The sequence below is a fragment of the Bdellovibrio bacteriovorus str. Tiberius genome (genome assembly GCF_000317895.1).
Taxonomy (GTDB): Bacteria; Bdellovibrionota; Bdellovibrionia; order Bdellovibrionales; family Bdellovibrionaceae; genus Bdellovibrio; species Bdellovibrio bacteriovorus_F.
In genome coordinates this window covers 308,209-334,435 of sequence record NC_019567.1, presented here as the reverse complement: position 1 = coordinate 334,435, position 26,227 = coordinate 308,209, and the positions used below count along the sequence as shown (strand labels likewise).

30 protein-coding genes and 1 tRNA gene are annotated in these 26,227 nt (G+C 50.7%); 14 read left to right on the top strand and 17 right to left on the bottom strand.

Translation table 11 applies throughout. The features are described 5' to 3' along the window. Nucleotides 1–29 precede the first annotated feature (29 nt). From BDT_RS01660 to BDT_RS01650, 3 genes are all read left to right on the top strand, one after another. A complete protein-coding gene (locus BDT_RS01660) occupies nt 30–1,139 on the top strand; it encodes a 3-oxoacyl-[acyl-carrier-protein] synthase III C-terminal domain-containing protein (protein ID WP_015089520.1) in 1,110 nt (369 codons plus the stop codon). Beyond that, nucleotides 1,136–1,639, top strand: a complete 504-nt coding sequence (locus BDT_RS01655) for a hypothetical protein (protein ID WP_015089519.1) — start codon at nt 1,136–1,138, stop codon at nt 1,637–1,639. Before BDT_RS01660 ends, BDT_RS01655 begins: the two co-directional genes overlap by 4 nt. A 78-nt stretch (nt 1,640–1,717) precedes the next feature. After that, nucleotides 1,718–1,808 (top strand) — tRNA-Ser (locus BDT_RS01650). A 198-nt stretch (nt 1,809–2,006) separates the two neighbouring features. On the opposite strand, the gene BDT_RS01645 is transcribed toward BDT_RS01650, so the two are convergent. The 3 genes from BDT_RS01645 to BDT_RS01635 are packed head-to-tail and all read right to left on the bottom strand — an operon-like array spanning nt 2,007 to nt 4,731. Then, nucleotides 2,007–2,339 carry a nuclear transport factor 2 family protein gene (locus tag BDT_RS01645; RefSeq protein WP_015089518.1) on the bottom strand — a complete coding sequence of 111 codons (333 nt, stop codon included), beginning with the start codon at nt 2,337–2,339 and terminating at the stop codon, nt 2,007–2,009. After that, on the bottom strand, nt 2,339–3,979 hold the full coding sequence (locus tag BDT_RS01640; protein ID WP_041576830.1) for a CRTAC1 family protein: 1,641 nt from the start codon (nt 3,977–3,979) through the stop codon (nt 2,339–2,341). Before BDT_RS01640 ends, BDT_RS01645 begins: the two co-directional genes overlap by 1 nt. After that, a complete protein-coding gene (locus tag BDT_RS01635; protein WP_015089516.1) occupies nt 3,976–4,731 on the bottom strand; it encodes an SDR family NAD(P)-dependent oxidoreductase in 756 nt (251 codons plus the stop codon). The genes BDT_RS01640 and BDT_RS01635 overlap by 4 nt, the downstream gene beginning before the upstream one ends. A gap of 149 nt (nt 4,732–4,880) precedes the next feature. Between BDT_RS01635 and BDT_RS01630 the strand changes: the two genes are divergently transcribed. The 3 genes from BDT_RS01630 to BDT_RS01620 all read left to right on the top strand — a co-directional run bounded on the left by BDT_RS01630 (nt 4,881) and on the right by BDT_RS01620 (nt 6,709). Further along, the gene (locus tag BDT_RS01630; RefSeq protein ID WP_015089515.1) at nt 4,881–5,738 is read left to right on the top strand and encodes a class I SAM-dependent methyltransferase; all 858 of its coding nucleotides are present in this window, start codon (nt 4,881–4,883) and stop codon (nt 5,736–5,738) included. Nucleotides 5,739–5,807: 69 nt separating this feature from the next. Next, entirely contained in the window at nt 5,808–6,359 is a 552-nt protein-coding gene (locus tag BDT_RS01625) for a glutathione peroxidase (protein ID WP_015089514.1), read from the top strand. Between the two features lie 2 nt (nt 6,360–6,361). Then, nucleotides 6,362–6,709, top strand: coding sequence for an ArsC/Spx/MgsR family protein (locus BDT_RS01620; RefSeq protein ID WP_015089513.1), 348 nt, complete (start codon nt 6,362–6,364; stop codon nt 6,707–6,709). Between the two features lie 9 nt (nt 6,710–6,718). Here BDT_RS01620 and BDT_RS01615 read toward each other — a convergent pair whose 3' ends face one another. The 3 genes from BDT_RS01615 to BDT_RS01605 all read right to left on the bottom strand — a co-directional run bounded on the left by BDT_RS01615 (nt 6,719) and on the right by BDT_RS01605 (nt 11,189). Further along, nucleotides 6,719–8,104, bottom strand: coding sequence for a sigma-54-dependent transcriptional regulator (locus tag BDT_RS01615; protein ID WP_015089512.1), 1,386 nt, complete (start codon nt 8,102–8,104; stop codon nt 6,719–6,721). Beyond that, nucleotides 8,104–9,894, bottom strand: a complete 1,791-nt coding sequence (locus BDT_RS01610) for a sensor histidine kinase (protein WP_015089511.1) — start codon at nt 9,892–9,894, stop codon at nt 8,104–8,106. Before BDT_RS01610 ends, BDT_RS01615 begins: the two co-directional genes overlap by 1 nt. A gap of 65 nt (nt 9,895–9,959) precedes the next feature. Next, nucleotides 9,960–11,189 carry a DEAD/DEAH box helicase gene (locus BDT_RS01605; RefSeq protein WP_015089510.1) on the bottom strand — a complete coding sequence of 410 codons (1,230 nt, stop codon included), beginning with the start codon at nt 11,187–11,189 and terminating at the stop codon, nt 9,960–9,962. A 183-nt stretch (nt 11,190–11,372) separates the two neighbouring features. Here BDT_RS01605 and BDT_RS01600 point away from each other — a divergent pair, with 183 nt between their 5' ends. Together BDT_RS01600 and BDT_RS01595 are read left to right on the top strand one after the other, a co-directional pair. After that, entirely contained in the window at nt 11,373–11,957 is a 585-nt protein-coding gene (locus tag BDT_RS01600; protein WP_015089509.1) for a dihydrofolate reductase family protein, read from the top strand. A gap of 90 nt (nt 11,958–12,047) precedes the next feature. Further along, entirely contained in the window at nt 12,048–13,295 is a 1,248-nt protein-coding gene (locus tag BDT_RS01595) for an NAD(P)/FAD-dependent oxidoreductase (protein ID WP_015089508.1), read from the top strand. A 20-nt stretch (nt 13,296–13,315) separates the two neighbouring features. On the opposite strand, the gene infA is transcribed toward BDT_RS01595, so the two are convergent. The 5 genes from infA to BDT_RS01570 all read right to left on the bottom strand — a co-directional run bounded on the left by infA (nt 13,316) and on the right by BDT_RS01570 (nt 16,893). Continuing rightward, nucleotides 13,316–13,537 (bottom strand): translation initiation factor IF-1, encoded by a 222-nt coding sequence (infA, locus tag BDT_RS01590; protein ID WP_011162918.1) that lies wholly within the window; start codon nt 13,535–13,537, stop codon nt 13,316–13,318. 65 nt (nt 13,538–13,602) lie between these two features. Next, nucleotides 13,603–13,917, bottom strand: a complete 315-nt coding sequence (locus BDT_RS01585; protein ID WP_015089507.1) for an RNA recognition motif domain-containing protein — start codon at nt 13,915–13,917, stop codon at nt 13,603–13,605. Nucleotides 13,918–14,146: 229 nt separating this feature from the next. Next, nucleotides 14,147–15,475: a DEAD/DEAH box helicase gene (locus BDT_RS01580; protein ID WP_015089506.1), complete on the bottom strand. Its 1,329-nt coding sequence runs from the start codon at nt 15,473–15,475 to the stop codon at nt 14,147–14,149. Between the two features lie 94 nt (nt 15,476–15,569). Continuing rightward, on the bottom strand, nt 15,570–16,067 hold the full coding sequence (gene tpx / locus BDT_RS01575; RefSeq protein WP_015089505.1) for a thiol peroxidase: 498 nt from the start codon (nt 16,065–16,067) through the stop codon (nt 15,570–15,572). 61 nt (nt 16,068–16,128) lie between these two features. Continuing rightward, entirely contained in the window at nt 16,129–16,893 is a 765-nt protein-coding gene (locus BDT_RS01570; RefSeq protein WP_080602313.1) for a hypothetical protein, read from the bottom strand. 196 nt (nt 16,894–17,089) lie between these two features. On the opposite strand from BDT_RS01570, the gene BDT_RS01565 reads away from it, so the two are divergent. Beyond that, entirely contained in the window at nt 17,090–17,707 is a 618-nt protein-coding gene (locus tag BDT_RS01565) for a 16S rRNA (guanine(527)-N(7))-methyltransferase RsmG (protein WP_015089502.1), read from the top strand. On the opposite strand, the gene BDT_RS01560 is transcribed toward BDT_RS01565, so the two are convergent. Beyond that, complete coding sequence (locus BDT_RS01560) at nt 17,708–18,868, bottom strand: benzoate/H(+) symporter BenE family transporter (protein ID WP_015089501.1); 1,161 nt, start codon at nt 18,866–18,868, stop codon at nt 17,708–17,710. A gap of 111 nt (nt 18,869–18,979) precedes the next feature. Between BDT_RS01560 and BDT_RS01555 the strand changes: the two genes are divergently transcribed. Together BDT_RS01555 and BDT_RS01550 are read left to right on the top strand one after the other, a co-directional pair. Beyond that, entirely contained in the window at nt 18,980–19,390 is a 411-nt protein-coding gene (locus BDT_RS01555) for an STAS/SEC14 domain-containing protein (protein ID WP_235046225.1), read from the top strand. Further along, complete coding sequence (locus BDT_RS01550) at nt 19,347–20,195, top strand: pirin family protein (protein ID WP_235046224.1); 849 nt, start codon at nt 19,347–19,349, stop codon at nt 20,193–20,195. The genes BDT_RS01555 and BDT_RS01550 overlap by 44 nt, the downstream gene beginning before the upstream one ends. Here the strand turns inward: BDT_RS01550 and BDT_RS01545 are convergent. Beyond that, on the bottom strand, nt 20,192–20,806 hold the full coding sequence (locus BDT_RS01545; protein ID WP_015089498.1) for a DUF899 family protein: 615 nt from the start codon (nt 20,804–20,806) through the stop codon (nt 20,192–20,194). The genes BDT_RS01550 and BDT_RS01545 overlap by 4 nt on opposite strands. 86 nt (nt 20,807–20,892) lie before the next feature. Then, complete coding sequence (locus BDT_RS01540; protein ID WP_015089497.1) at nt 20,893–21,792, bottom strand: aminoglycoside phosphotransferase family protein; 900 nt, start codon at nt 21,790–21,792, stop codon at nt 20,893–20,895. A 54-nt stretch (nt 21,793–21,846) separates the two neighbouring features. Between BDT_RS01540 and BDT_RS01535 the strand changes: the two genes are divergently transcribed. Further along, nucleotides 21,847–22,773: a M14 family metallopeptidase gene (locus BDT_RS01535; protein WP_015089496.1), complete on the top strand. Its 927-nt coding sequence runs from the start codon at nt 21,847–21,849 to the stop codon at nt 22,771–22,773. 6 nt (nt 22,774–22,779) lie between these two features. Here BDT_RS01535 and BDT_RS01530 read toward each other — a convergent pair whose 3' ends face one another. After that, entirely contained in the window at nt 22,780–23,760 is a 981-nt protein-coding gene (locus BDT_RS01530; protein ID WP_041576827.1) for an NAD(P)H-quinone oxidoreductase, read from the bottom strand. A 125-nt stretch (nt 23,761–23,885) separates the two neighbouring features. Between BDT_RS01530 and BDT_RS01525 the strand changes: the two genes are divergently transcribed. After that, nucleotides 23,886–24,266, top strand: a complete 381-nt coding sequence (locus BDT_RS01525; protein WP_051026345.1) for a hypothetical protein — start codon at nt 23,886–23,888, stop codon at nt 24,264–24,266. On the opposite strand, the gene rnk is transcribed toward BDT_RS01525, so the two are convergent. Both rnk and BDT_RS01515 read right to left on the bottom strand, forming a co-directional pair. Continuing rightward, entirely contained in the window at nt 24,263–24,679 is a 417-nt protein-coding gene (rnk, locus tag BDT_RS01520) for a nucleoside diphosphate kinase regulator (protein ID WP_015089493.1), read from the bottom strand. The genes BDT_RS01525 and rnk overlap by 4 nt on opposite strands. A 218-nt stretch (nt 24,680–24,897) precedes the next feature. Beyond that, complete coding sequence (locus BDT_RS01515; RefSeq protein WP_041576825.1) at nt 24,898–25,791, bottom strand: phosphate/phosphite/phosphonate ABC transporter substrate-binding protein; 894 nt, start codon at nt 25,789–25,791, stop codon at nt 24,898–24,900. A gap of 125 nt (nt 25,792–25,916) precedes the next feature. Here BDT_RS01515 and BDT_RS01510 point away from each other — a divergent pair, with 125 nt between their 5' ends. Beyond that, entirely contained in the window at nt 25,917–26,222 is a 306-nt protein-coding gene (locus tag BDT_RS01510; RefSeq protein WP_235046223.1) for an Hpt domain-containing protein, read from the top strand. Nucleotides 26,223–26,227: the final 5 nt, after the last annotated feature.

Sequence of the window (26,227 nt, the reverse complement as noted above, 5' to 3'; positions counted from 1 at the left end):
AGTCTTGAGGCGGTCCTTAGCCTCAAGACATGTACTTACAAAACTTCCACTCCATTCAGCCGCCATATGAAAAAAACCAGAAGGAATGCCTTGAGTGGCTTTCCGAAGCCCACAAGCTGGCACAAAAGAATCAGGGGTACTCGCAAGAGGACTACCTGAAGATGCTGCAACGAGTGGGCTGCCCGGAAACCCAAATCGAAAAAAGGTATTTCTTCATTCCGGATGTGGAACGTTCCAACTGGGATGACAAACCGATCTATCCGGTCAAATCCAGTTCTCACGGCGTCAGCATGCACATGCGCCACGAATACTATCATAAAACTGTGAAAGAACTTTTTGAGCGCATCTATTCAGAGCGCACCTTTCCTGATGATCTGATTCACGTCAGCTGCACCGGATACATCTCGCCCAGTGCCGCACAGATGACCGCGGTGAAGGCGCCTAAACCAGTCACCGTCACCCATTCCTATCACATGGGATGTTACGGAGCCTTCCCCGCCCTGCGCATGGCTTCGGGCTTTCTGGCGAATGAAAATATTCTGGGAAAAAAACTGACCGTGGATCTGGTGCACACCGAACTGTGCAGTCTGCATTTGAATCCGGAAGATCCGACGCTGGAACAAATGGTGATTCAAAGTCTGTTCGCGGATGGCTGTATCGCCTACTCGATGTCCAGTCAGCAGCCAAAGCAGGGGTTTAAAGTTCTGTCGCTGTATGAAGAACTGATTCCCAACACCACAGCGGCAATGGAATGGATGGTGTCGGACTGGGGCATGAAAATGAGCCTGTCGAAAGATGTGCCGATGATGGTGGGGGATAAGATCCGCGACTTTACCACTCGCTGGCTGGCGGAACGCGGGTACGATCTTTCTCACGTAGTTAAAAATGGTCTGTTCGCAGTTCACCCCGGCGGTCCCAAGATCATCGATCAGGTGGTGAAGCATCTTGAGCTGAAGGAAGAACAAGTGGCCCACAGCCGCTCGCTGCTTCGCCAGCGCGGCAACATGTCGTCAGCGACGCTTCCGCATTTGTGGGAGCAGATTCTTCGCGACGACAGCGTTCCGTCGGGCACACCGATCATCAGTTATGCATTTGGTCCCGGACTTACTGTGTGCGGAAGTTTGATGGAGAAACTATGATCAGCGCTTTTTTGGTTGTATCGGGTATTCAAGGGGCTGCAATTTTATTTGATGAATTCGTTTTTCACCGCAAACGCGGACTGCCGCGGTGGGAACGCATCGGGCACCCCATCGACACCATGTCCGTGATCGCCTGCCTGCTGTTTCTGGCCTTCGTGCAGCGAACTCCGACCACGGAAGTGATTTACTATATCATGGCGGGGCTTTCCTGCGTGCTGGTGACCAAGGATGAATGGATTCACCGCAAATACTGTTCAGCCGAAGAAATGTGGCTGCATGCGGTTCTGTTTCTGATGCATCCGCTGGTGCTATTCACCGGAATGGCCGAATGGGAAGACAATCGCCCGCTGTTCCTGGCCGTGGCCGGAGGAATCTTCGTCTTTTTGATTTATCAGGTGGTTTATTGGAACTTTGTGGAGGTTCAAGCCCGCAAAGCCAAGCAAAAGGCCCACTACGCCCGGGTTCGACAGGAAGATCTGTACGAATACTTCGGAGAATAGACCCCTTTTTTTGGTACAAGTCCTTGCATTGCCGCGTTGCGCTATGATACTTTGGCTTCTCTTTACGTTCCTGTTTGCGGAGAGGTGGCCGAGTGGTTGAAGGCGCACGCCTGGAACGCGTGTGTAGGTCACAAGCCTACCGAGAGTTCGAATCTCTCTCTCTCCGCCATTTATTCCAAAAAACTAAGCCATAAAATTTAAACTAGAGACAATGAACGTCGGCCCGATTCGAACGACAGAGTTCGTACAAAGGCGCACGACGCGATCGCGCTTCAGCGCGACGGCGAAGCCGCTTTTTAGGTGTTGGCATCAGCCAACAGTCGCGCAGCGACCAAGCCCAGGATGGGCGCAGCCAATCTCTCTAGGCTCAATACACAAACCAAATATCCTTAATCAACCCATCCTTAAAATCATAAATCGCCACAACATGCGACCCACTGGGAACCACGGACTCTTCATCCAAGACCTTCCCACTCAAAACAATCCGACTTTTCAAAGTGCAATGCAGATCCGGGGTATTCTTAAACTTCTCGCCGTAACTTTTACGAAAAGCCTCCATCCCGACCATGAACGGCACGTCCTGTCCCAGGCGATACGCCGTCACGTCGGCATGATAGAACGAACAGAACTTTTCAATGTCCCGGGCGTTGTAAGCCTCTAGCTGCCCCTGAACCAATGCGACTCGTTGTTCGGTTGTCATTAGCGAGGCTCCTCAATCTTCAAAGTGCTATCCACAGAAACATTATCAAGGACCTGAACCTTCCCCGATGGCCAGCGAACTTCCACCCTGGAAATATCCTTCACCTGCCCCAACCCGAAATGCAAAGTCGGATCATTCTGCTGATTCATCGTCCCGGCCACACCATCAACCTGACGCAAGAACACGCCACTCGAATGATAAACCCGCACCTGGGCTGCCACGGCCTGAGTCCCCGAACGAGTGCCCTTGATCTGCACGCGCAGATAGTTGTTTGCATCCCCCATCACGTTTTGCAAAACTCGGATGGCCGGAGCTTCCTTGTTCTTCGCTCTGCCTGACTGAACCAGATCCATCTTGCCGTCGTTATTCAGATCTGCCCAAGCCGCCGCATAACTGTCAAAGACACGAGTCCCGTGAACCGCGCTGACCTCTTGAAACTTGAAGTTGCCAGTGTTTTTGTAAAGTACTGAATACGAGTAGGCCAAATCATAAACCTGACTGATGTAAACATCGAGCAGGCCGTCGTTATCAAAGTCCGCAGCCGTGGTCTGCGCCCACAACTCATCCCCTTTATATTTCGAGAAATCCCCGATCGGGCGATAGGGAATGCCAGATTCTGCTCTGACATCAACCAACCGATAGGACGGATGTCCGGTGTTGCGATATATTTTTGAATCGTCACACAGGTAACCGCGCTGATCAAAGGTGTTATTCTTTGGATTTATGCCGACAAACTTATGCACTAGATTGGAAACCCACAAATCCAGATTGCCATCATTATCAAGGTCCGCCCAGATTGAAGCAATGGTATGCCCATACTGAGGCCCATAGTAGGCCTTGCGGTTATTGTCATAGAACTTCTTCGGATCGTGCGCCCCTTGAACATTCAGCAGCGGAGCTTTATCCACCATGATCGTCGGATTCAAGGTGTAAAAGTTGTTCGGTCGCAGACGGTAGTTCGAGAAATAAGCATCTGTCTGTCCGTTGTTATCATAATCAGCAACTGCGATACCTCGCAGGTAATTGGGATTCTGTGCGAACACCGTGGGCGTTGCATCCAGGAACTGCTTGCCCTTGATATTCAAAAACATCTTTGCTGGCAGCAATGGATCACCGAATTTGGGTTCAGCAAAACCAACAAGCACATCCATCAGACCGTCTTTATTAACGTCAACAATGGCCAAATCATGAGCGTGCTCTGGAATTTCAAACTTTAAAGCCCTGGAAGATTCCGCAAAGCGCCCCGCAGACACTTGCACAAAGGCCTGTCCCTTGGTGGTCAGAATATCCAACAAACCATTGTTGTCGATATCCACAAACAGCGGCGCCCCTTTTAAATCCAAAATGCCAGCAGTATTAGTCACATCGTCAAAACGGATGTTGCTGCCATTACTGACGTTGCGGAAAAGTCTTCCCGCCGCCAGCATATCCACCCAGCCATCAGCATCATAGTCACCAAACACAATTGTGCCTGAATGAACTTTCGGGATACCTGAAGACTCGGTCACATCCTGAAACTGAGACGCCGTAGAGCTTAAATCCGCATTTTCCGCTTCTGATGATCCTCCCGGATGCGAAACCTGAAAGCCCACCAGAAAACATGCTGCGATCACTGACGCACAGAAGAAAATCCGATTCATTTCAAAGACCCTTCTAAATCCTGAACCGAGATCAGGCAGGAAAATTTCTTAGCCGCTTGAGCAGCCAAGCAGAATTTAACAACCAGAAAGGCCACATCCGCCGGATCGCGCAGCTGATGATCGGCTTTCATCTTTTTGAAGTTCGCCACATCCGGGAAATCCTTCTTTTTAAATCCACGAATGGTCTGCTGCATCTGGGTATCCAGAACACCGGGGCTGAAATGATAGATTTTGATTTTCTTGTTCTTGGCAGTTTGTAAATCCAGAGCGGTGTTTTCGGTAAACATTTTCAGACCCGCTTTGGAAGAACAATACATCGACCAACCAGCAATCGGACGGAATGAGGCCCCTGATCCGATGTTAAAGATCGTCAAAGGTACTTTTTCTTCGGTAGCTATCCGAGCGCACGCTTGTGAAAGCAACAGCGGAGAAATCAAATTAGTCACCAGATGAGTATTCATCTCGGTCGGATTCAAATCCGGCAGTGAGCCCACCGGATTGATCAGCGCTGCATTGTTAATCAGATGAATCTTTTTGAAATCAGAAAAGTCCACATTCTGAAGAACCGATTCAATTTTCTGAATCACCTTAAGACCATGGCTGAAATCCGCCGTGATATGTCTGAATCTTGAAGATTTGATATTTGGACGAGAACGCGAAAGGTTGATGACCTGATGCCCTTTTTCAAGAGCTTGCAGACACACCTGCTCCCCCAGTCCCTTGGAACCGCCGGTAATGATAAATAAATCCATAATATAATTATGGATTCCCGTCCGGAGTTCAGCAAGAGCGACAGGAAAGCAGGTCCAGAATTGGAAACACTAAATACAAACTGAATGCATCAGCTGGACCATAGACCGCCATTAAATTCCCGTGCTAGTCTTGATCCAGGAGAACTCCCATGAAGAATCCACCAAAAACCATCCCTGATCATACGGCAGTTCGCGTAGCTTTGTGGCGCGCCATCCATCTACAGCTGGATGCTTATCCCCCGGTGTTCAATGATGACGTGGGATTGAAACTGATCGCTCCGGAAGAGGGCTGGCAAAAACGCGGTGACATGCACCCGATGGGAACAAAAGGCTACCGCGCCTCTATCGTAGGACGCGCAAGATTTCTTGAAGATCTGGTGTTAGAGCAAATAAAAAATGGTGTGGATCAGTATGTGATTCTTGGAGCGGGCCTGGACACCTTCGCGCAACGCCACCCGCAAGTGGCTGACAAAGTTCGCATCTTTGAAATCGATCAGCCTGAAACCCAGGCCTGGAAAAAGAAACGCCTGCAAGAAACCCGCTTGGACACCATAGGCCATCTGCAGTTCGTGCCCGTCGACTTTGAAGCCGGAGAATCCTGGACAGAAAAATTGATTCAACATGGCTTCAATCCCGGCAAACCGGCGGTGATTGCCTCTACCGGCGTAACCATGTATCTGACCCTGGCGGCGAACAAAGAAACCCTACGCGAGGTCTCTCAGTTCGCGAAAGGTTCAACGCTTGCAATGACTTACATGGTGCCGCTAGATTTGATTGATCCGGAAGAGCGCCCCGGCCACCAAATGGTTTATGAAAAAGCCAAAGCCGCGGGAACGCCTTTCATTAGCTTCTTCCGCCCCGCAGAAATGACCGCACTGGCTTTGCAGGCAGGATTCCCCAATGCCAAGCACGTGTCCCGCGAGCAGATCATTGAAAAGTACTTCAAGGGCCGTACTGACGGGCTGGAACCTTCCAAAGGCGAAGAGTTCCTGGTCGCCCAAACTTAGCTCTTTACCTGCTTGGGGAAATTGGATAGATCTTCGCTATCCAAGGACTTCATTCAGAAAGGATTCCTTATGAGCACTTCTCTTGATCAAATTCAGTTCGACACTGCTGACGGCAAAAAATCCACCTTGTCTGCTTTCAACGGCAAAGTTTTGCTGGTTGTGAACGTGGCTTCTGAATGCGGATTGACTCCGCAGTACGAGGGGCTTGAAAAAGTTCACGAGAAATATGAATCCCAAGGACTGCGTGTTCTGGCTTTCCCGGCGAACGAGTTCGGCGCACAAGAGCCCGGCACAAACGAACAAATTCAGGAGTTCTGCCGCACTCAATTCGGCGTGAAGTTCCCGGTTTTTGCAAAAATGGTTGTTAAGGGCGAAGGCCAACATCCGCTGTACCAGCAACTGACTTCCCTGCAACCAGCAGCGCAACAAGTTCCAGGCGGCAAATTGAAGTCTGTTCTGGAAGAACACGGCCTTCTTTCCGGTGGTCCTTCTGACATCATGTGGAACTTTGAAAAATTCCTGATCGGCAAAACCGGCAACGTGGTGGCGCGTTTTGCGCCAGACATGACTCCGGAAGATCCAACAATCGTAAAAGCGATTGAAGCCGAGCTGGCTCGCTAATCATGACGTGGGTTCTGCTTCACAATCCCAGCTGCAGTAAAAGCCGCGAGGCGATCGAAGCCCTTCGTTCCATCGAAGGACTTGAGGTGCGCAAGTACCTTGAGAACCCCTTAAACGAAGCCGAACTGCGCTCGCTCATCCAAAAGCTCGACACTCCGGTGTCGAGCTTGGTGCGCACAAAAGAGGCCCTCTTCACCGAGGCGCCCTTTGATGTGAATAGTACCGAGGAAGTGATTCATAATCTGGTGAAAACACCGCGATTGCTGGAGCGCCCAATTCTGATTGGCAGCAAAGCCGCTGCCATCGGACGTCCTTTTGAAAAGATTCAGGAACTTCTAGAAAAGAAGTAGGCCAATTACCTACTTCTTTATTCCCTGCAAACGACGACGGATATCACCCAAAGTACTGCGTGGAATACCCAGATATCTTGCGGCTGCGGATTCTGAGCCTTTTTTCTTCAGCGCAAAATCAATCAGCTTCAATTCAAATTCGGACACCACGTGGCTGTAACGCCCTTCCAGTGCGGCTTCGTCAATCTCTGCCACAGAAGAGCTTTTGATAACTTCTTCGTATACCGGAGCTGACTGCACAAGGTGCGGGGTCAGATCTGATACTTGGATTTCATTGTCTTCAGCCAGGACACATGCCACTTCAATCGCAGATTTCAATTCACGAATATTCCCCGGCCAGGAATACGTCAGCAAAAGTTCTTCAGCCTTTTTACTAAAGGACTTATCCCCATAGTTACCCGCACGCAGGAATTCGTTCGCCAGATCCAGAATGTCCTCTTTACGCTGACGAAGCGGCGGCAAAGTGATCGTGAACTTTTTGATACGGAAAAACAGATCTTCACGGAATTTCTTATCCGCGATCATTTCTTCCAGGTTTTCATTGGTGGCGGCAATCGTGCGGCAGTTTACTTTTTTGCCGAAGTCCTGCCCTACCGGATAAATGTCACCGCTGCTCAAAGCGCGCAGCAGTTTCACCTGCAAGTCTTGACTGAGGGTTGCCAATTCATCCAGGAACAAATCCCCGCCATCAGCACTTTCAAACTTACCCGCGCGGGATTCCGTGGCCCCGGTGAACGCCCCTTTTTTATGACCGAACAACTCGGATTCCGCCAGATGGGACGGAATCGCACCGCAGTTCACTGCGATGAATGGACGGGAATCATCGTTTTCAAGACTCCACAAATACTGCGCCATCACTTCTTTACCTGAACCGGATTCACCGCGAATCAGAACCGATTGACCAGAGCCACGGATTTTTTTGGCCGTGTCGATCACGGCCTTAAACGCCGGGGACTTGGTGTATAAGTTAATGTGCGAAACAAGCTTTGATCCCGCCTGATGCTTCAAGGTCTGGTTGCGACGAAGCAGACGGTGCAGTACCGGGGCCTTGCGCAGAACTTGCGTCAGCACTTTGCCATCAAAGGGCTTCACCAGATAATCAACCGCTCCGGCCTTCATGCAAGCCTCAACCAGATGAGATTCATCATGACCGGTCATCGCCACCACCACCGTGCTTGGATAGTGTTTTGAAATATGCTGAATCAGCTCAATCCCCTGGCGTTCTGCGGATTCATCCAAAGACAGGTCCGTGAAAACCAGATCAATAATCTGCTTATCCAATACATCCACGGCCTCTTCCATAGAATCCGCCAATGTCACCGCATGACTGGTGGGAATCTGAGATTGCATGGTTTTACGAACAAGTGTTTCGTCGTCAACAATCAGAATACGCATTAGGAAGTCCTTACTTTAAGTTCAAATTGTGAAATCCAAGGCTTGGGTATCAGGTGAACATTCAACTTACGAACACGGTCCTGCACCCATTTTTCGTCAAATTCAGAAGTACACAGGTACGCTCTTTTAGCGAGCGCCACCTGTTCTAAAATCTCAAGACCCGTTTTGCTGCCGTTCAGATTCTGATCGATGATCAACAAGGCAGACTCCGGCAAGGAAGTCACCGGCACCTCGGCCAGGAACTTATCCACGGAGCTGTAAAACGCCGCCGCAGTCAACCCCAAGGCCGCAGCCTTCGCCTGCCATGCACTTAATACGTTCAGATCATCATCAACAAAGAAGATCTTTTGATCTAAGGCAACTTCAATGGATGGAGCCAGCCACGCCGGGTTCTTTTCTTTGGGAACTTTCATGGTAAAGACAGTTCCCTCGCCCTCGACCGTCGAAACTTCCAAAGTCCCGCCTGTCCACTCGATCGCGGCCTTGGCCTGGAACAGACCCAAGCCCGAACCTCCGGCTTTCCCCGAGGTGAAACTGCGCTCAAAGATCTTTTCAAGAATCGCTGCCGGAATACCTTTGCCATTGTCGCGAATCTGCAAAGTCCACTTTTTGCCTTCCGCGCCCAGAACCAGATCAACCTTGGTGGCGCCGGCTTCAAAAGCATTATTGATCAGATTTGAAATAGCCGACTGAAGTTCATTGACCTGCAGGACACTCCAGATTTCAGGCAAAGGTGAAACTCCTGTCAGGGTCAGCTCCTGTACCGGCTTCAGTCGCACACTGTGTTCGTTCACCACACTGGCAATCAAAGGCTCCACCAACGTCAGCTTCGGAGCTTCCACCCCGGATTCCTGATCCTGTTTTGCAATCGAAGCGGACAGTTTCTGTACGATGCCTGCAACACGTGCCACGGCGCTTTTCAGAATTGCCAAAGGCTCCATCGGGGCATTTTCAATCTGGCTGAGCGCCATGTTCATGCTCATCAGCGGACTGCGAATATCATGTGCCACCTGCGCCGCCACCTGGCTGCGGGCCTTGTCGCGCTCGGCTTCCAGCAAACGGGACTGGCTGGCCTGCAACGCCTGAAGCATGTGATTCAGATTTCGGCCCAAGCCATCCAACTCGTCCCTGGAGTTCCGGCCGGGGCCCTCGCCGGATTCTTCACCGGCGACATTCACTCGTTTGGAATAATCCTGAGTCTGCGTGATTTCAGCCAGCAAGGTGTAAATCGCATTCACCTTGCGCAACAAAGTTCTGGTCAAAACACGGGACAGCCACAATGAAAACAGGATCAACGCCGCCGCGGTTCCCAGCAGCGTGTACTTGATTCGATTGAGTTCTTTTTCAATGGTCGCCGCCGAGATTGTCGTCACCAGTCGGTATTCTTTGCCACTTTTGTCTTCAAGCGAAGTCAGAACCACCATACGCCCATCACGCCAGTAGGCCCCATCGGCTTTGGACACCATTTCGGCGGAATCAAATGTCGGTTCAAACTCGGGTCTTGTCACCTTGCCCAGATTTTCGTTTTCCGGGCCGAACAGCTCCACATTCAGATTGTCCACATCGTGATGGATCATGTCTTCCAAAAGATTGTTCATGGCAAGCTTGGCCTGATCCCCCTCAAGGCGCACCAGGGTTCCCGCCAATAGGTTCATGTGATCGATGTAGGATTCTTCAAATTCGGTGATACGATGACTGGAAAGGGCGGTGTTCAGGACCAGACACACCGTCAGTGCGGAAAAGACGGCCGTCCCAAAGATTGCCAGAAAGATCTTTTTAGAAAAGCTCATTTGGGAAATTCGACTCATGAATTGATCTTAAAACATGAGCCTTTTATGTCAAAACAATATGCGGCTTACTTGCGTTTCTTACGAGGCTTCATGGACGCCTCGGCAGCCTCGATGATCTCTTGCAGGCTCAGCTCGTGTTCCGGCTGGGACGCGATGATTTCATAGTCGGACTTGCTGACCTTGATCACTTCGATGGTCTTGTTCAAAAGTGCCTGGATTTCTTCCAGCAAAGGTTTTTCCTCGTTGCTGCAAAAAGAAACCGCCACGCCCTTGTTAAAGCCGCGTCCGGTGCGCCCGATGCGATGGACATAGTTGGCTGGCTTTTCAGGAAGATCATAGTTGATCACATGAGTGACATCCGGGATGTCGATACCACGAGCACTCAAGTCTGTGGCGATAAGAACTTTGCAGTCGCCTTTACGGAAGGTCTTCATCACCTCAGCACGGTCGGTCTGATCCTTTTCCCCATGCAGGGTCAAAGACTGGACCTCAACACGGGCCAGAGCTTTCGCAACACGTTCTGCGCGCACGCGGGTTCTGACGAAGATGATGAACTTGCCGTCAGCATTCTGGCGCAGGTACTCGGCCAGGAAGAAGCGTTTGTCATCCATTTCCACAAACATCACAGAGTGCGTGATGTTTTTAGAAACCGGATCTTCCGGAGAAATCTGAATACGAATCGCACTGCTGCGAACTTGAGAGAACGCAAGCTTCTTGATTTCCGGATTGATAGTCGCAGAGAAGAACAGCGTCTGGTGACGCTTCGTCAGCTTGCGTTTCACGGAAGTGATGTCGTCGATGAAACCAAGATCCAGCATGTGATCGGCTTCATCCAGCACCAAAGTTTCAATGCGGCTGATATCCACATGCCCCTGGGCAATCAGGTCAAACATACGACCCGGTGTCGAAATCAGAATATCAATACCATCCTGAAGCTTCTGGATTTGGGCGTCTTGCTCCACGCCACCAATCAAAGCAAATGGCTTCACCTTGGTGTGCTTGGAAAGCTTGTTGAAAACCTCGCCGATCTGCTGAGCCAGTTCACGAGTTGGCACCAATACCAGACATTTGATCCCGATAGCGCGTTTGCTGCTTTTTTCCGTGTGGATCATATTGATGATTGGAATAGCAAAAGCTGCGGTCTTCCCGGTTCCGGTCTGGGCAATCGCCAGAACATCCTCGCCCTTCAAAATGGACGGAATGGCTTTGTACTGGATGTCGGTGGTTCTGAAGAAACCATTGTCGTTCAGGTTACGCAGCAAATCTTCAGACAAATGGAACTTTTCAAACTTCACGGGGGACCTCTTGGAATTAAACGAAGCATGTACCACAGGGCCCAAAAAAGCGGGACTTTTAATTGAAAAAAGGAAGAAATTTCCAGAATTTACCCTTCAAACGGGCCTTAAATCGACATGACAAATTGCAGGGTTTAAAAACCCCCAATCGGCCTTAAGATAAACTGGTACAAGGAGGCCCCCATGCGCACTATCACCGTCTTTAATTCCGTCTCAATGGACGGCTATTTTGCAGATAAAAACTCGGACATGAGCTGGGCCCACAATCAGGAACAGGACGACGAATTCACCGCCTTCGTTGCCGGAAACGCCAAAGGGGGCGGCGCTCTGCTGTTTGGACGAAAAACATTCGAGATGATGGCCAGCTTCTGGCCCACGTCTGCTGCGAAAGAGGCCATGCCCGAAATCGCCGAAGGCATGAACCGCATGAAAAAGTACGTCGTTTCAAGAAGCCTGAACGAAGTCACTTGGGAAAATTCAGAGCTGATCAAAGGTGATCTGATCAGCGAAATCAAGAAACTAAAAAAACAAAATGGCCCGGATATCGCCATATTAGGCAGCGGCAACCTGGTTGCCCAACTGGCGGAAGCCAATCTGGTGGACGAATATTCAGTGGTGGTGCTGCCGCTGATTCTGGGCTCGGGCCGTTCGCAGTTTGACGGTTTGAAGTCCCGTCGTGACCTGAAGCTTGTTGAATGCCGCAGCTTCAAAAATGGCAACGTGTTTCTGCGCTACCGTCCCACTCAAGCACAAGAAGGCCTGCACTAGGCCTGAACTTATTAGGAATTTTCTCGCAACCGGCTCTCTAATGGCCCAGCCCTACTTGCTTTTGAGGACGAAACTTTATCAAATGTAGAAATGCAAAATAAAGAAGTGGATATTCTGGTCGTGGGCGCCGGCATCATTGGTGCGTCGGTGGGTGCGGAACTTTCTCGTCGTGGCGCCAAAGTGTGTGTGATTGACAAAGGCACCGTGGGTAAAGGCTGCTCTTACGGCAATGCCGGATGGATGACTCCTTGTTTTGCCATGCCTCTGCCAATGCCGGGCATGCTGATAAAATCAATGAAGTGGCTGCTGAATCCCGAGGGTCCTCTTTATATCAAACCTTCTTTGTCTTTGGATCTGGCCACCTGGATGTACCACTTTATGAAGAACATGAACGCCACCCAGGCCCGCCGCGCGGTGGATGCCCTGGTGGTGCTTTCCCAGAAAAGCCTGACTGAATATGAAAAACTGGGACGGCTTTATCCGGAAACCCGTTTCCAGCAAAAAGGTCTGATGATGGTCAGCCGCACCCAAGCCGGCGTGGCCGCTGCCGTTGAGGAACTGGAATACGTCAAAGACATCGGCGTTACCGGCAAGATTTTGAATGGCGACGACATCCAGCAGATGGAGCCCGCGTTGAAAGCTCCCCTTTTGGGCGGAGTTTATTTTGATAAAGAAGCCATGGCCGAACCCTATCTGGTGGTTCAGGCACTGGCGAAAGAGATCCGCCAACACGGCGGCGAGATTTTAGAAAACTGCGAGCTGCAGGATATGGAAATTTCCGGCAACCGCATTGAATCTGTAAAAACATCCCAAGGCACCATTCGTGCCAAGCAGATTGTCATGGCGACCGGCAGCTGGTCCAAATCCATGGCCAAGATGATGCGCCTGCGTGTGCCGATTCTGGGCGGTAAAGGTTACGCGATGATCGTTCCGACTTTGGAAAAGCAGCCGCAGTACCCGATCATGCTGGTGGAAAAAAAGATCGCGATCACCCCGCGCGAAAACACACTGCGTATCGCAGGCACTCTGGAACTGGTGGATCAGGATTTTACGATCACCCAAAGACGAGTTGAAAGCATTAAAAAAGGTGCGAAAGAATTTTTGCATCTTCCCGACGACCTTCAGGTTCAGGAACTGTGGGCGGGACTTCGTCCGTGCACTCCGGATGGCGTGCCTTTGATTGGCTATCATCAGAATTTGAACAATCTGGTTTTGGCTGTAGGCCACCAGATGCTGGGGCTGCAAAGCGGTGCTGGTACGGGACTGCTGGTTGCAGATCTTGTCGAAGGCAAGAAACCGTTTATTGATATGTCCGTTGTAAACGCGAATCGTTTCTAAATTCGATTCGCGTTTTTTACTCAGGCCTTAAAGCGATGAGTGATAAGTCCATGGGTTGGATCATAAGGGGACAACCCCACAGTGACACGGTCACCGACCACAACTTTGATTCTGAACTTTTTCATTTTCCCGCACAAACGTGCGCGGATATCGACTCCGTTATCAAGAGTGATGAAATAAACACCCCCGCCGGACATGTCTGACACTTTTCCGTCGATGCTTACCAAATCGTCCTTCGCCATAGGCCTCCCTGCATTGAAATAAAAAAGCCGGTCTTTTTTAGGGGACCGGCCTTCCCAAGGTAATCTTAGTAAGAACGGCGAGAGCCGCCGAAACCGCCGCCATTGCGACGAGGACCGCCACCAGAGCGTGGCTCTTGTGGTTTAGCTTCAGAAATATTCATTGCACGCCCCGCCAGATCCATACCGTTCAATTTCTCGATGGCAGCACGAGCTTCAGTTTCAGTGGACATTTCAACAAAAGCGAAACCTTTGCTGCGACCCGTTTCACGATCGGTGATCACGTTGACCGTATCAACAGTTCCGAATTCTGCAAAAACCTGATTAAGTTGATCTTGATCGACATTGAAAGAAAGATTGCCGACGTAAATTTTTTTTCCCATTTTTTGCCTCCGTTAAAAGCTTGGGGGCCATTCGCAGAAGACAAAAGGACATCTAATGAACTATGTGAACGACAGTGTGGGCTCAGTAGAACACACGCGAGTGGCTATAGATATAGCCAAATCCTTATATGAAGAAAGTATGTAATGTAAGAGCTCAAGTCGTTCACCGCCGAACTGACCCAGAAATCAGTCAAAATACAGCAGGCCGTTCATCGGGGCGAGTCAGAATTTATTTTCTCTTCGCAAATCCTGACTTCTTCGGTCCTGATGTTTTTTTGGGCGCTACAGTCTTCCCGGCAAAGGGATTGATTTTGCCACTCTTGCTTTTGGGCTTACCGGCAGGAGCTGAATTTCGGCGTGCAGACTCTCCGCCTTTGGCAGGCTTGTTTTTATCAAACTTTTTCGAACGATCAATGAAGGCAAATGTCGGATCGACTTTGATTTCCTGGGCACCCTGCAAGTAGCCTTTGATTTTGGTATACATGCGCGTGTCTGACGGCGTGACAAAGGTGATGGCTTCACCACCACGGCCCGCACGAGCGGTGCGCCCGATTCGGTGCAGGAAGTCCTCAGACTGGAAAGGCAGATCAAAATTCACCACGTGATCCACGTGCGGCACATCCAGGCCGCGCGCCAGAAGATCTGTTGCCACCACGATGCGGATTTCACCTTCACGGAAGCCACGAACCACACGGTTTCTTTGCCCTTGGGAAAGTCCGCCGTGAATCAGATCAGTCGAAAAACCGTATTCCTTCAGATAGTTCCCCACCGCTTCACAGTTTTCCTGATTGCCGGTGAAGACGATCACCCCGCCGCGAGTGGCGTTGAGTTCATCCAGCAAACGGTCATTTTTCATTGAGCGATCCAGGAACAGAACCTTTTGTTTCAGGCTTTCCACCGGCGCTTCGGCTTTTTCTGAACGCACCATCACCACATCAGGTTTCATGAACAGCTGGGCGATGGATTCAACATTAGAACCAAAGCTTGCCGAAAACATCATCGTCTGGCGCGGACCACGCAAAGTGCTTTGAATGGTACGAAGCTGCGGGGCAAAGCCCATGTCCAGCATACGGTCCGCTTCATCCAGCACAATCACTTCCACATTCTGCAATAACAGCTTGTTGCCGGAAAGGTGGTCATTCATGCGACCCGGTGTTGCGATGATCAGGCGTGGATTTTTTTTCAGCTGGTTGGCTTGTTTTGAACCCGTGGTGCCCCCGATGGCCAGGCACACCGACACCGGCATTTCTGCACAAAGCTCCAGAAAGACTTTGTAAATCTGCTGGGCCATTTCGCGGCTGGGCACCAGAATCAGACCGCGTGCCTCAGGTTTTCTCTGCAACGTGGTCAGCAACGACAAGGCAAAAGCCAAAGTCTTGCCACTGCCCGTCTGAGCAATAGCGATGATATCCGAACCATCAAGACTTGCCGGGATCGCCTGGCTTTGCACCGGCGTCGGTTTGGTGATTTTCATTTTGGTCAAAGCCGGCATCAACACGGATGCCAGGTTCATATCCTGAAAGCTATTGGCGCGAACGGGGGAATTATGCAGTTTCATAGGGCGCAGGTGTACCACAACCTGTTGAAAAGAGACAAAAAAAAGCGGCTTTAAGCCTTCGCCCAAAGCCGCTTTGCAATTATAACAGACCTGATTACTTCAAAGACGCCAAAGCCGCTTCGTAATTCGGCTCATTCACGATCTCGGACACCTGCTCAACATACAAAACCTTGTTGTCAGCAGAAAGAGTCACCACCGCACGGGAAAGAAGACCCGCCAAAGGGGAATCCGTGATCTGAACGCCCCAGTCCTTGCCGAAAGAGCTGCGGAAAGTGGAAACAGTCTCGCAGTTCTTGATGCCTTCAGCGCCGCAGAAACGGGCTTGAGCAAATGGAAGATCCGCAGAGATGTTCAGAACAACTGTGTTATCCAGATTGGAAGCTTCCTGATTGAAACGACGAACAGACGCCGCACAAGTGCCGGTGTCCACGCTTGGGAAGATGTTCAAAACTTTCTTTTTGCCTGCGAAGGTGTTCAAAGAGACTTCAGAAAGATCGTTGCGCACAAATTTGAAGTCTTTGGCGGCAGTGCCCGCTTCAGGAAGAGTGCCGGAAGTGTTAACGGGATTGCCCTTGAGTGTGATCGATGCCATGGATGCTCCTTTTGTTAAAGCGAACCCAGCATAGCACCGATCCGGTGAAGATCAAAACGATCTACTTGCAAATGGACAGATTCTGGCTCCAGCTGACGATGGACTTATAGCTGGTCTTGTCACCGGCGCGCAACACAGACCAGTAACGGGCGCCACCTTTCCAGGCACCGTCCACTTTGCCGGCAATACGTCCGTCGCGACCCACCCAGCGATCCAGAATTCTGATACCACAGCTCAGGTTTTGCAAAGGATCATGAAGATCTTTGGTGGACTTAAAGCCACAGCCATAAGCATTGCCTGATTCGATGGAAATCTGCAGCAGACCCCGGCTGATCACACGATTGCCGTTGCTGTCGTTGAAGTCCTCGGTGTAAGAGGTCTCGGTTTTAAAGTTACTCTCAAATCTGACCATGGATGACAGCACAAAAGCCCAATACTGCTTGCGCTGTGCATAGGACAAACCGAAATACTTCGGACAAAACAAGCTGCGGTCCGCCGGCATCACGTCCAGCAGATTCGGACCCAGTTTATCCAGCGCACTATAAACATGCGTGGACCAGGCCTTGCCATCAGCGACCTTGTCTTCCCAAAGAGGAATGACTTCGCGCAGATTATTATCCACCGAAGGAGGCGTCACCGGCGGAACCACTTCCGGCTCCACTGGATCCGGCGTCGTGGTGCCGGTATCGGTATCAGGAGTCGACGACGAGGAGTTTTCCGAAGAACCTACCGTCGAAGAGCTAGAGGATTTACAACCCGCCAGGATCTGAACAACAAGCAACAGGGCGACTACGAAGAATAGTTTGTGTTGAGGGGTGCTTTTCATTCTTAACCCATCGGCATAAATTTCCCTGTGCTTGACTGTGGCTCAAACTGTCGAAGTTTTTGTAATTTTCTGGGCCTTTTTCCGTAAACCGAAAATCATGGATTTCCTACACACCGAAGGCCTGTTCGAGGCAAAAAAGTGAACGGCTCTAGAGTCTGACCTTCCCTTTTGGCGACGAAGTCTTTACAACTGGGGGATGTCTGAACATTTCGAAAAACGTCGTCCGGTCTTTTTACAGCTTGGTTTCAACGAAGCCGCCCTGCCTCAGCTAAAGGCGTATCTGGATCTGTTGTGGTCCTCCAATGAAGAGCTGAATCTGATCAGTCGTAAAATGACCTACGAGGAATTGATCGACAATCACGTCATCGACTGCCTGTTGCCAATCAAGGACTTCCCAAAAGACATCAAAGTCGCTGCGGATTTTGGATCCGGCGGGGGTCTTCCGGGTGTGATCTATGCCATTCAGTTCCCGAACGTGGAATACCACCTGTTTGAAAAATCAAAACTGAAGCAGGAATTTTTAAATCGCTGCATAAGCATTGCGCCGAACCTGCGCATTCACGGCGAGATCCCGCCCAAGCTTGAAAAGATCGAAGTGGTTTCTTCCCGCGCCTTCAAGCCGGTGGATGTGATTCTGGAATTCAGCCGTGATTATTATAAAAAAGGCGGCAAGTACTTCCTGCTAAAAGGCCGCAAAGAAAAAATCGACGAAGAAGTCACTTTAGCCCGCAAGAAGTTCAAGGACCTGAAAGTCACTATCCAGCCCCTGAGCTCTCCGGTGCTGGAAGTGGAACGTCATCTGGTTCTGATTTAATTATTTTGGCCTTGTCACCACAAGGCCAATGCCTCCGGCGATCAAGCCCCAAAACGGCGAACCAATCCCCCACAACGTCACACCCGAAGCTGTCACCAGGAACGTGAGCAGTGCGGCCTCACGGCTCCAGTCCTCGCGCATGGCGGAAGCCAAACCGTTCGCAATCGTCGCAAACAAAGCAATGCCCGCCACCGACAAAACCAGCTCTTTCGGGAAGGCTGCAAACACCGCCATGATCGAGGCGGCAAAAAGTGAAATCAGCAGATAAAAAGCCCCCGCGGAAATAGAACTGATATAGCGCTTGGCGGGATCTTTATGGGCTTCCGGCCCGGCACAGATCGCCGCCGTGATCGCCGCAAAGTTCACCGAAAACGCCCCAAAGGGTGCCAGCAACATCGTGGCAAGCCCTGTTCCAGTGATCACCGGAGAAATCGGCGGCTGATAACCTGAAGCTTTTAACACCGCCACCCCGGTCAGATTCTGTGAAGCCATCGTCACCACAAACAGTGGCAATCCGATCCCGACCATCACCGGGAAAGAAAACGCAGGGATCACAAATTCAGGTTTGGCAAATTCAAGGTGCACGGAAGAAAAATCCAGCATCCCCTGCACTTGCGCCACCAGCACACCCGCCAACAACACAAACAATACGGAAAAGCGCGGACTGAATCGGCGGGCGGCAAAATAAACCGCCAGCATGATCAGCACCAGCACTGGTTGTGCTTTCAAAGAATGAAACACATCCATCCCAAAACGCACCAATACTCCGGCAAGCATGGCCGACGCCAACGCCACCGGGATACGGTTGGCCACGCGGGCAAAAATACCCGTGACCCCGGATAGCACAATCAGCACACCACAGAAAACAAAAGCTCCGATCACTTCCGGCATCGGAATGGGCGCTGCAAAACTTGCCACCAACAAAGCGGTGCCGGGTGTGGACCACGCGGCAAGAATCGGCATCTTGTAATGCCACGAGAAAAGAATGGAAACCAACCCCGCCCCGACACAAACGGCAAAGACCCAGGAGCTGGCCTGAGACGGCGTGGCACCCGCAGCTTGGGCCGCTTGAAAAAGAAGGGCCACGGAGCTTGCAAAGCCCACCAGCACCGCCACGATGCCTGTCGCCACACTGGGAAGAACAGAAGTCACTGATTTCATGCCTGAACGCTACCACGCAGTTTGCTGTTCAACAAGGAGGGGGAATTTAATTTGTCCCCGCCGAACCTTGTGAAAGACGATAACAAGCTCATCCGCAAGAAGGAGTTTGCCATGTTGAAAGTGACCGCTGAACACCCCGAATTCAAATACATAGAAATCCTGGTCGACGGGGATATTAGTAAGGATTCCGTCGTACCCCTTCTGAATCTGATACAAAAACGTATTGATGACTGGGGTGAAGTCAGTGTTCTGGAAGAAGTGCGTGATATCGGCAAGATCGAACTTGCGGCCTTCTGGAAAGACCTTCGTTTCGGGATAAAAAATCTCAAGAAAATCCCAAAAGCTGCTATAGTGACAGACATCCACTGGGTGAAAAACGTCAGTAATTTCTTTGATCCGATTGTGGGCACTGACATTGAAGTTTTCACCCGTAAAGAGCTGGATCAGGCCCGCGCCTGGCTGGCGGAAAAGGAACCGGATGAAGCAACGATCAATAAAACAAGTGGCCTCCGCAATCCGTGAGGATATTGACGATCTTGTCACCCGACGCGCACTTCCCACCAATCAGGTGCGCATCGTGGATCCGTTTTTGTTTTTGAATCATCACGGTCCGCAGACTTACCCCTCCCCGAATCATGGATTGCCCTTCGGCCCGCATCCGCACCGCGGCTTTGAAACGGTGACCTTTATCCTTGAAGGCGACATCGCCCACCGTGACAGCGGCGGGCACGAAAGCGTGATCAACGCCGGTGGCGTGCAATGGATGACAGCCGGAGACGGACTGATCCATGAAGAAGTGTCCTCTGCCGAGTTCATGAAAAATGGCGGCCCGCTGGAGATTCTTCAGTTGTGGGTGAATCTTCCCGCGAAACTTAAACGCACCAAACCCAACTACAAAGGTTTGCAAGCCCCGGACATTCCAAAGATCAAAACCGACGACGGTAAAGTGACCGTCGAAGTGATTTCTGGCAGCTGGCTGGGGGAAAACGGCGCATTCAATCCTTTGGTGGATATTCAGTGCCAGGTGCTTCACCTGAAATCATCCGCCCAATTGGACCTGAGCGCTTCAGCCCCGCGAAATGTTTTCTTTTATGTTGTGCGTGGAACTGTGACCGTCAACGGACAGACCGCCGAAAGATTTCAGTTGGTTGAGTTTAACAACGACGGTGACACCCTGAGGGTGAATGCGGAAGAAGATGCTGTGATTCTTTTTGCTCATGCTGATCCTTTCAATGAACCCGTGATTTCCCACGGGCCGTTTGTGATGAACACCAAAGCAGAAATCATTGAGGCCATTGAAGACTATCAGGCCGGAAAATTCGGCTAAAGACTGAGGTTCATACCCCCGTCATCCATTCTTTCAGGACGGCTCCAGTAATGATACTGGGGCGTCCATTCATCCATCCCGATACCGGCAAGGCTAAGCAGACTCCACACCGGGCAGAAGGTGTCCCCTGGGCCCACGACAGTGCTGTTCTTTTTAAAGATGCGCTCTCCGCGCCGTTCATAGTACACCAACCCCGGCATATTGTTTTTTCCCGGCACTACACTCTGTTCGCGGATATAAAGGCCGCCCCCGTGAGACACCATATTAAATCTCCAGCCACGGTCATTAGCGAAACGCCGCTGCACTTCGGGTGAATCCTTTGAAAACATCACCACGGTGAATTGATCTTCCAGGGCCGGCAAGAAAGCATTATAACCATCCGCCCACAACGTGCAGGAACGGCAGCCCTGCCCCATATTGTGAATGGCCAGCAGCCGGTCCTTGCCATCAAAGAGATCGCGCAAGGTGACTTCGCCATAAAGGTTTTTGAAGATGTAGTTTTTTACTTCCAGCGGAGGATTGTCTTTTCTTAAAAGTTCCAGCCGACGCTGCAGACGATAGATATCATTTTCAAGTTTTTGGATTTCGCCCAGAGGATTTTCATTCAACATAAACGCCCCCTGTTCTTATTCTAATTTCAGCGAAGGCCTTTGTCCGGATGTTTTCTGTCAGGGGTTTCCGCAATATCAGGCACTAATCATGTCAATTTGCTGCCCAGAATCCGCACGATCTGCAAAAGATTCTCGGGGACCTCTTGGCGGTCTTCCACGCTCCAAGCGGCTGACAGCATTGAATAACAAAATGCCCAGCCCAGAATCCGATACGGATCCATCGCAAGTTCCCGATAAAGAATGTCCAGTCGCTGATCCAGAATCTTTTCCAGAGGCTGCTCCGAAGGATAATAATCCAGAGGATTTGAAATCATCGCCCCGACTTCAAAGGCCGGATCGCCTACATAACCATGTGGATCAATGATCTTCCAGCCATCAACAGAAGCCAGAATATTGTCATGATGAAGATCCCCGTGCAAAAGAACATCCCGTGGGGATGTCATGCAAAGTTCATCATAAAGAACCGCCACCAGCAGGACCAATTCAGAAGGAAGCTTTCCGTGCAACAGTGATAGCGACGGCAGAAAATCACGCACATGCTTGTAAGGCAGTGGTCCCGCCGGGCGCTCTTTTCCCAACGACCGGATCATTTCTGCAATCACCGCGGTGGCTTCAGCATCCTTGCCTTGTTTCACCAGTGACTTTAAAGAATTCCCGGGCGAAACCATCTGCATCATAAAGGCCCGCTGATCAGCTTGTACTGCCAAAACCGCGGGAGTGACTTCGGGATAATATTTCAGCCATTGCAGTTCTTTATCCAGAATCCCATCCGGACATAGAACTTTGAGGACCACAGGTTTTTTATCGGCATTGGTACGCGCGTATCCGACAAAGTTATAGGACAGATCTTCGGCACGCCCGGTGATCGTCAGATCCCAACGCTGACAAAGACCCCGCAACAATGAGGGAAGACTTTGCAGCCATTCTTCGCCAGCAATGCCAAAAGTATCGCGGATGTTGTTCACAAACGGAGCGGGAAAATTCATACTCTTGACTGTGGCACAGCGCTTCGGAAAAAGTAAGCAGGTACCTTTTGGACCTTGATCCAGATTGGTTGGGGGACTTTTGACTTAAGACAGGAACGCGCCCAGCCTGAATTCATGCTAGAAATGACTCTGTCTTTATTTCTGATGACGAAAGCCGCTCCTGCAAGCAATTACGCGAGTGTGACTGACACTCTTCGCCGCATTGTTCAGGAAAATCCCACCAACGCTCAATGGATCGATATCGGTCCGTCTGATTCCGGCCAGATGATCTCGGGTCTTAAAATCGGAAACGGTGAAATTGCTGATCTGATTGTTGCCACTCACCACGGCAATGAATACGGCTCCACCGCCGTAGCCCTGGGTGCTGCAGAAGCTTTTGCCAGAAATCCAATTCCAGGTCACACCGTGTACGTGATTCCGGTACTGAATATCTCCGGATACAATTCGCGCAACCGCTATGAGCGTACTTCCGCGGGGTCTGTCGATCCAAACCGCGATTACCCGGGGCCGTGTGTGAGCGGAACTTCTCACCGTTCCAAGGCCACCAAAGCTTTGGCGGAATTCCTGGAAGACGCCAAGATCGTAAGTTCTGCCACCTTGCACACCCACTGGCCGGCCGTTCTGTATCCCTGGGGCTTTTCTACCCGTGACACCAAAACTGAATACGACAGCACCTTCATCGGTCTTTCAAAAGATGCGGTGGTGGAAAGCGGTTATGAAGTCGGAAACTCCAAAGAACTTCTTTACGCCGCCGACGGTGCCTTTGAAGACTATGCTTACTGGAAACACGGCGTGTGGTCTTTGCTCTTTGAAATGGGCACGACTCATTCCCCGTCCCAGAATCAGATGAAACAAATGATTGAAGTGAATGTGCCGGGTCTGCGCCGCTTCTTTGAAAACGCGCCGAAACAGCGCGCTGTGAATCATGCCTTCACCGGCAAATGTGACAAGAGCTCCCGTCAAAGAGAGCACTTGGAATAGTCTTGTCTAACGGGCCGTCAGCACAATCTTTCCGGTGTGCTGACTGGCTTCCATCATCGCGTGGGCCTCAGCGGCCTGTTCCAGTTTCAAGACTTTATAAATCACAGGGCGCATTTGATTTTTATTCAACAGCGGCCAGATATTCTGCGACAACGCCGCGGCAATGCGGGACTTTTCCGCCACTGGACGTGCGCGCAGGGTTGAACCCGTCAAAGTCAGACGCTTAAACATCACCTTGCGCAAATCAAGTTCCACCTTCGCCCCTTGCATGGTTGCGATCTGAACCAGACGCCCCTGCACAGCCAACGCTTCAATGTTTCGAGTGAAGTAATCACCACCCACCATATCCAGAATCACATCCACACCCTTGTCCGCCGTAAGTGATTTCACCACGCTGACAAAATCCTCTTCCTTATAAAGGATTACACGCTCGGCCCCCAGCTCCTGACAGATCTGCACGGATTCTTTTTTTCCCACAGTGGTAAAGACCCTTACCCCCATGGAGGACGCCATTTGAATGGCCGTGGTGCCGATGCCGCCGGCGCCTCCGTGAATCAGAACGCTTTCGCCTTTTTGCAGGCGACCGCTTTCAAACAGGTTCGTCCAGACAGTGAAGAAGGTTTCCGGCAAAGCGGCGGCCTCAATCAGACTCATGCCTTCCGGAATCGGCAAACACTGTCCTTCCGGAGCCGCCACGTATTCCGCGTAACCGCCCCCGGTCACCAACGCACACACCATGTCGCCCGTTTTCCAGCGAGTGACATCCGCTCCGACTGCGATGATTTTACCCGCAACTTCAAGCCCCGGAATATCCGAAGCCCCCGCGGGCGGAGGATAGCTTCCCTGCCTTTGCGCGCAGTCCGGGCGATTTACGCCGCTTGCGTGAATTTCAATCAACACCTCGGTGGCGGAGGGTTCAGGCTTTGAACGCTCGCGCACTTGTAAAACTTCAGGTCCGCCGGGTTGGGTGATTTCAATTACACGCATCAGTGACTCCTTCTGGGATTCATTCAAAATGCGCCGCAGATATTCCGCCGTCAAGACTTTGAAACTGGGCCATAGGCCAGTTGCCGGGCGTTAAGCCCGAAGGCCTGAAACACGATAAGATTTATATGAGAATCTGGCTTCTGGGTTTAATCATCACAAGTGCTGTCACCGCGAAAGCTGACGAAAGCTCCGTCTACAACTGCCGCTTCGACGGCGAGTACGGAAACTTTTCCTCCATTCGCATGAAGAAGTATTTTGATCCTGCAGAAAACATGCAGATGGGCAAAATCGATCTGCTGCAAAACCTGGTGGTGGTGGAAAGCACCCCCGCCCGCGTTTATCAGATTCCGCTTTTGGACAACCAAACTTATGTGCAAATGTGGAATTCGAAAGACGTTCGCGTCGATGCGCAGCTTTCCTATTCGCAAGGTGGCCGTGAATTCAAAGCCACCTATACCAAGAACGAAGAAAAGAAAGCTCTCGTGTGCCGAGAGCTTAAAGATTAAAGATCAAAATTTCCTGAAGCTTCCGGCTGGTAAGTCACCGCCTGTACTTTCAGTTTTTTGCTTTGTCCATTTGGAAGCTTCCAGTTGATCTCCTGCCCCACACTCAAGCCCAAAAGTGCAATACCCACCGGCGCCAGAATCGACAGACGGCCTTCTTCCAGTTTGGCATCCTGCGGATATACCAAAGTCATTTCACTTTCCTGACCGGAAACTTCATCCAGAAATTGCACGCGGGAATTCATCGTCACCACGGTTTTAGGGATTTCTTTTTGGGCGATCACGTTGGCGCGGCTCAGTTCTTCTTCCAATGCTTCGGCAAAAGGGCCTTCCACCTGGGAAACCAATGCAGACAGACGATGGAAATCCTGATCAGTGACTAAAATACGAGGCTCAGTGCTGTTGTTGTTGTTCATAACTCCTCCTAAAGGAATAAGAGCGTTTGTTTTAAGTTGATTTGAATTTCGAAAAAGTACGGGGAACTAAAAAGGTAAAACTAGGCCTTCAGCAGAATTTCTCTGCTGCAACAGAATCTTAGAATAAGATTTGCGAATGTTGCGCGGCTCATTAGGTCATTAAACCCCACTCGGCCTCTTTTTTCAAGGTCGAGTGCGAAAAGACCGTAAGTCACTGATTACTTTGCAGGTTCTTGAACTTGCTGACTGATCTCCAGCAGGATTTTCCGGGCCTGTTCATAGTCTTTGTCCGAGCTATCCTTGAATCCCTCCAGATGATAGAGGTTTTTCAGCGCCTTGGCCCCATCCGGAGTGGACGAGAAGCTTTTCAGCGCCGCGATCAAACGGGCCCCGATTTCGACCGGAAAGTCTTTGCGAAAGACCACTGGATCACTGGGAATGGAGTCGGTCTTCTGAATAATACGCACTTTTTCATAAACATCCGGGAACTGCGCTTTCACCAGTCGGCGCGCATCCTGAAGAACACCGTCTTCAGAAGGAGTGTGATAAGTCGCCCCAGCATCCACCCGGCCCTGATAAACCATCGTCACCACGCTGTCGTGTTTGCCGGCAAAAACCGTGTCACCCAATTTGATGTTGTGATCTTTAAAAAGCTTCGCCGGCAGAACGTAGCCTGAAGTTGAAGCGGGATCGACATACGCAAACTTCTTGCCCTGCAGATCATTCAAAGATTTGATTTTCGGATCGGCGGTGATGATCTGACCCCAGTATTCCGAAATACCACGGTTCACTCCAATCAATTTTGCCTGCGCACCGTACTTGTCGTGAGCCAGCACATAACCAAAAGTGTTTAAGATCGCCACATCCACTCGTTGCGAACCGATGGCCTCCACGACCGCCACGTAACTGACCGGCACCTGCATGCGCACGTGCAGTCCGGATTTTTCCAGAATCCACTTTTCCAGCAGCTTTCCATTCTCCATAAGCACGGCGGAATCCTGGCCCGGAACCAGTGCAAACTGAATTGGCTTTTCGCGGCTTCCCAATTCCTTTTGTGACGTGCATGTAATCAAAAGAAACGGGAAAAGGACGACAAGAAAAAACTTCAACAAGGTGCTTCTCCTAACAGATTTCTCATCGAATTTACTCTTGGTATTAAATGTATGCAATAAACACTGTCATAAACTAATATGGATTGTAAACATGAGCTGTTTTCGAGGATAAGGAGGGCATGGAAATGTCTAAGGTGAAGGTTGAAATCGATGCTGATCTACAAGATCTGATTCCTCAGTTTATTGAGAATCGGAAGAAGGACATTGAGTCCCTTAGCGCCCTCGTGGAGAAAAATGATCTCCAGTCCATCGCGCAAATGGCTCACAAAATTAAAGGTGCCGCTGCTGGCTACGGCTTTGCCGAACTCAGCGACCTTGCAGCTCAAATGGAAGTTGCCGCAAAGAAAAACGATGCAGCTCCATTGCCTGACCTTGTGAAGAAAATGCGCATTCACTTTCTGAATATCGAGATCCATTACGTCCCGATGTAGGAGCC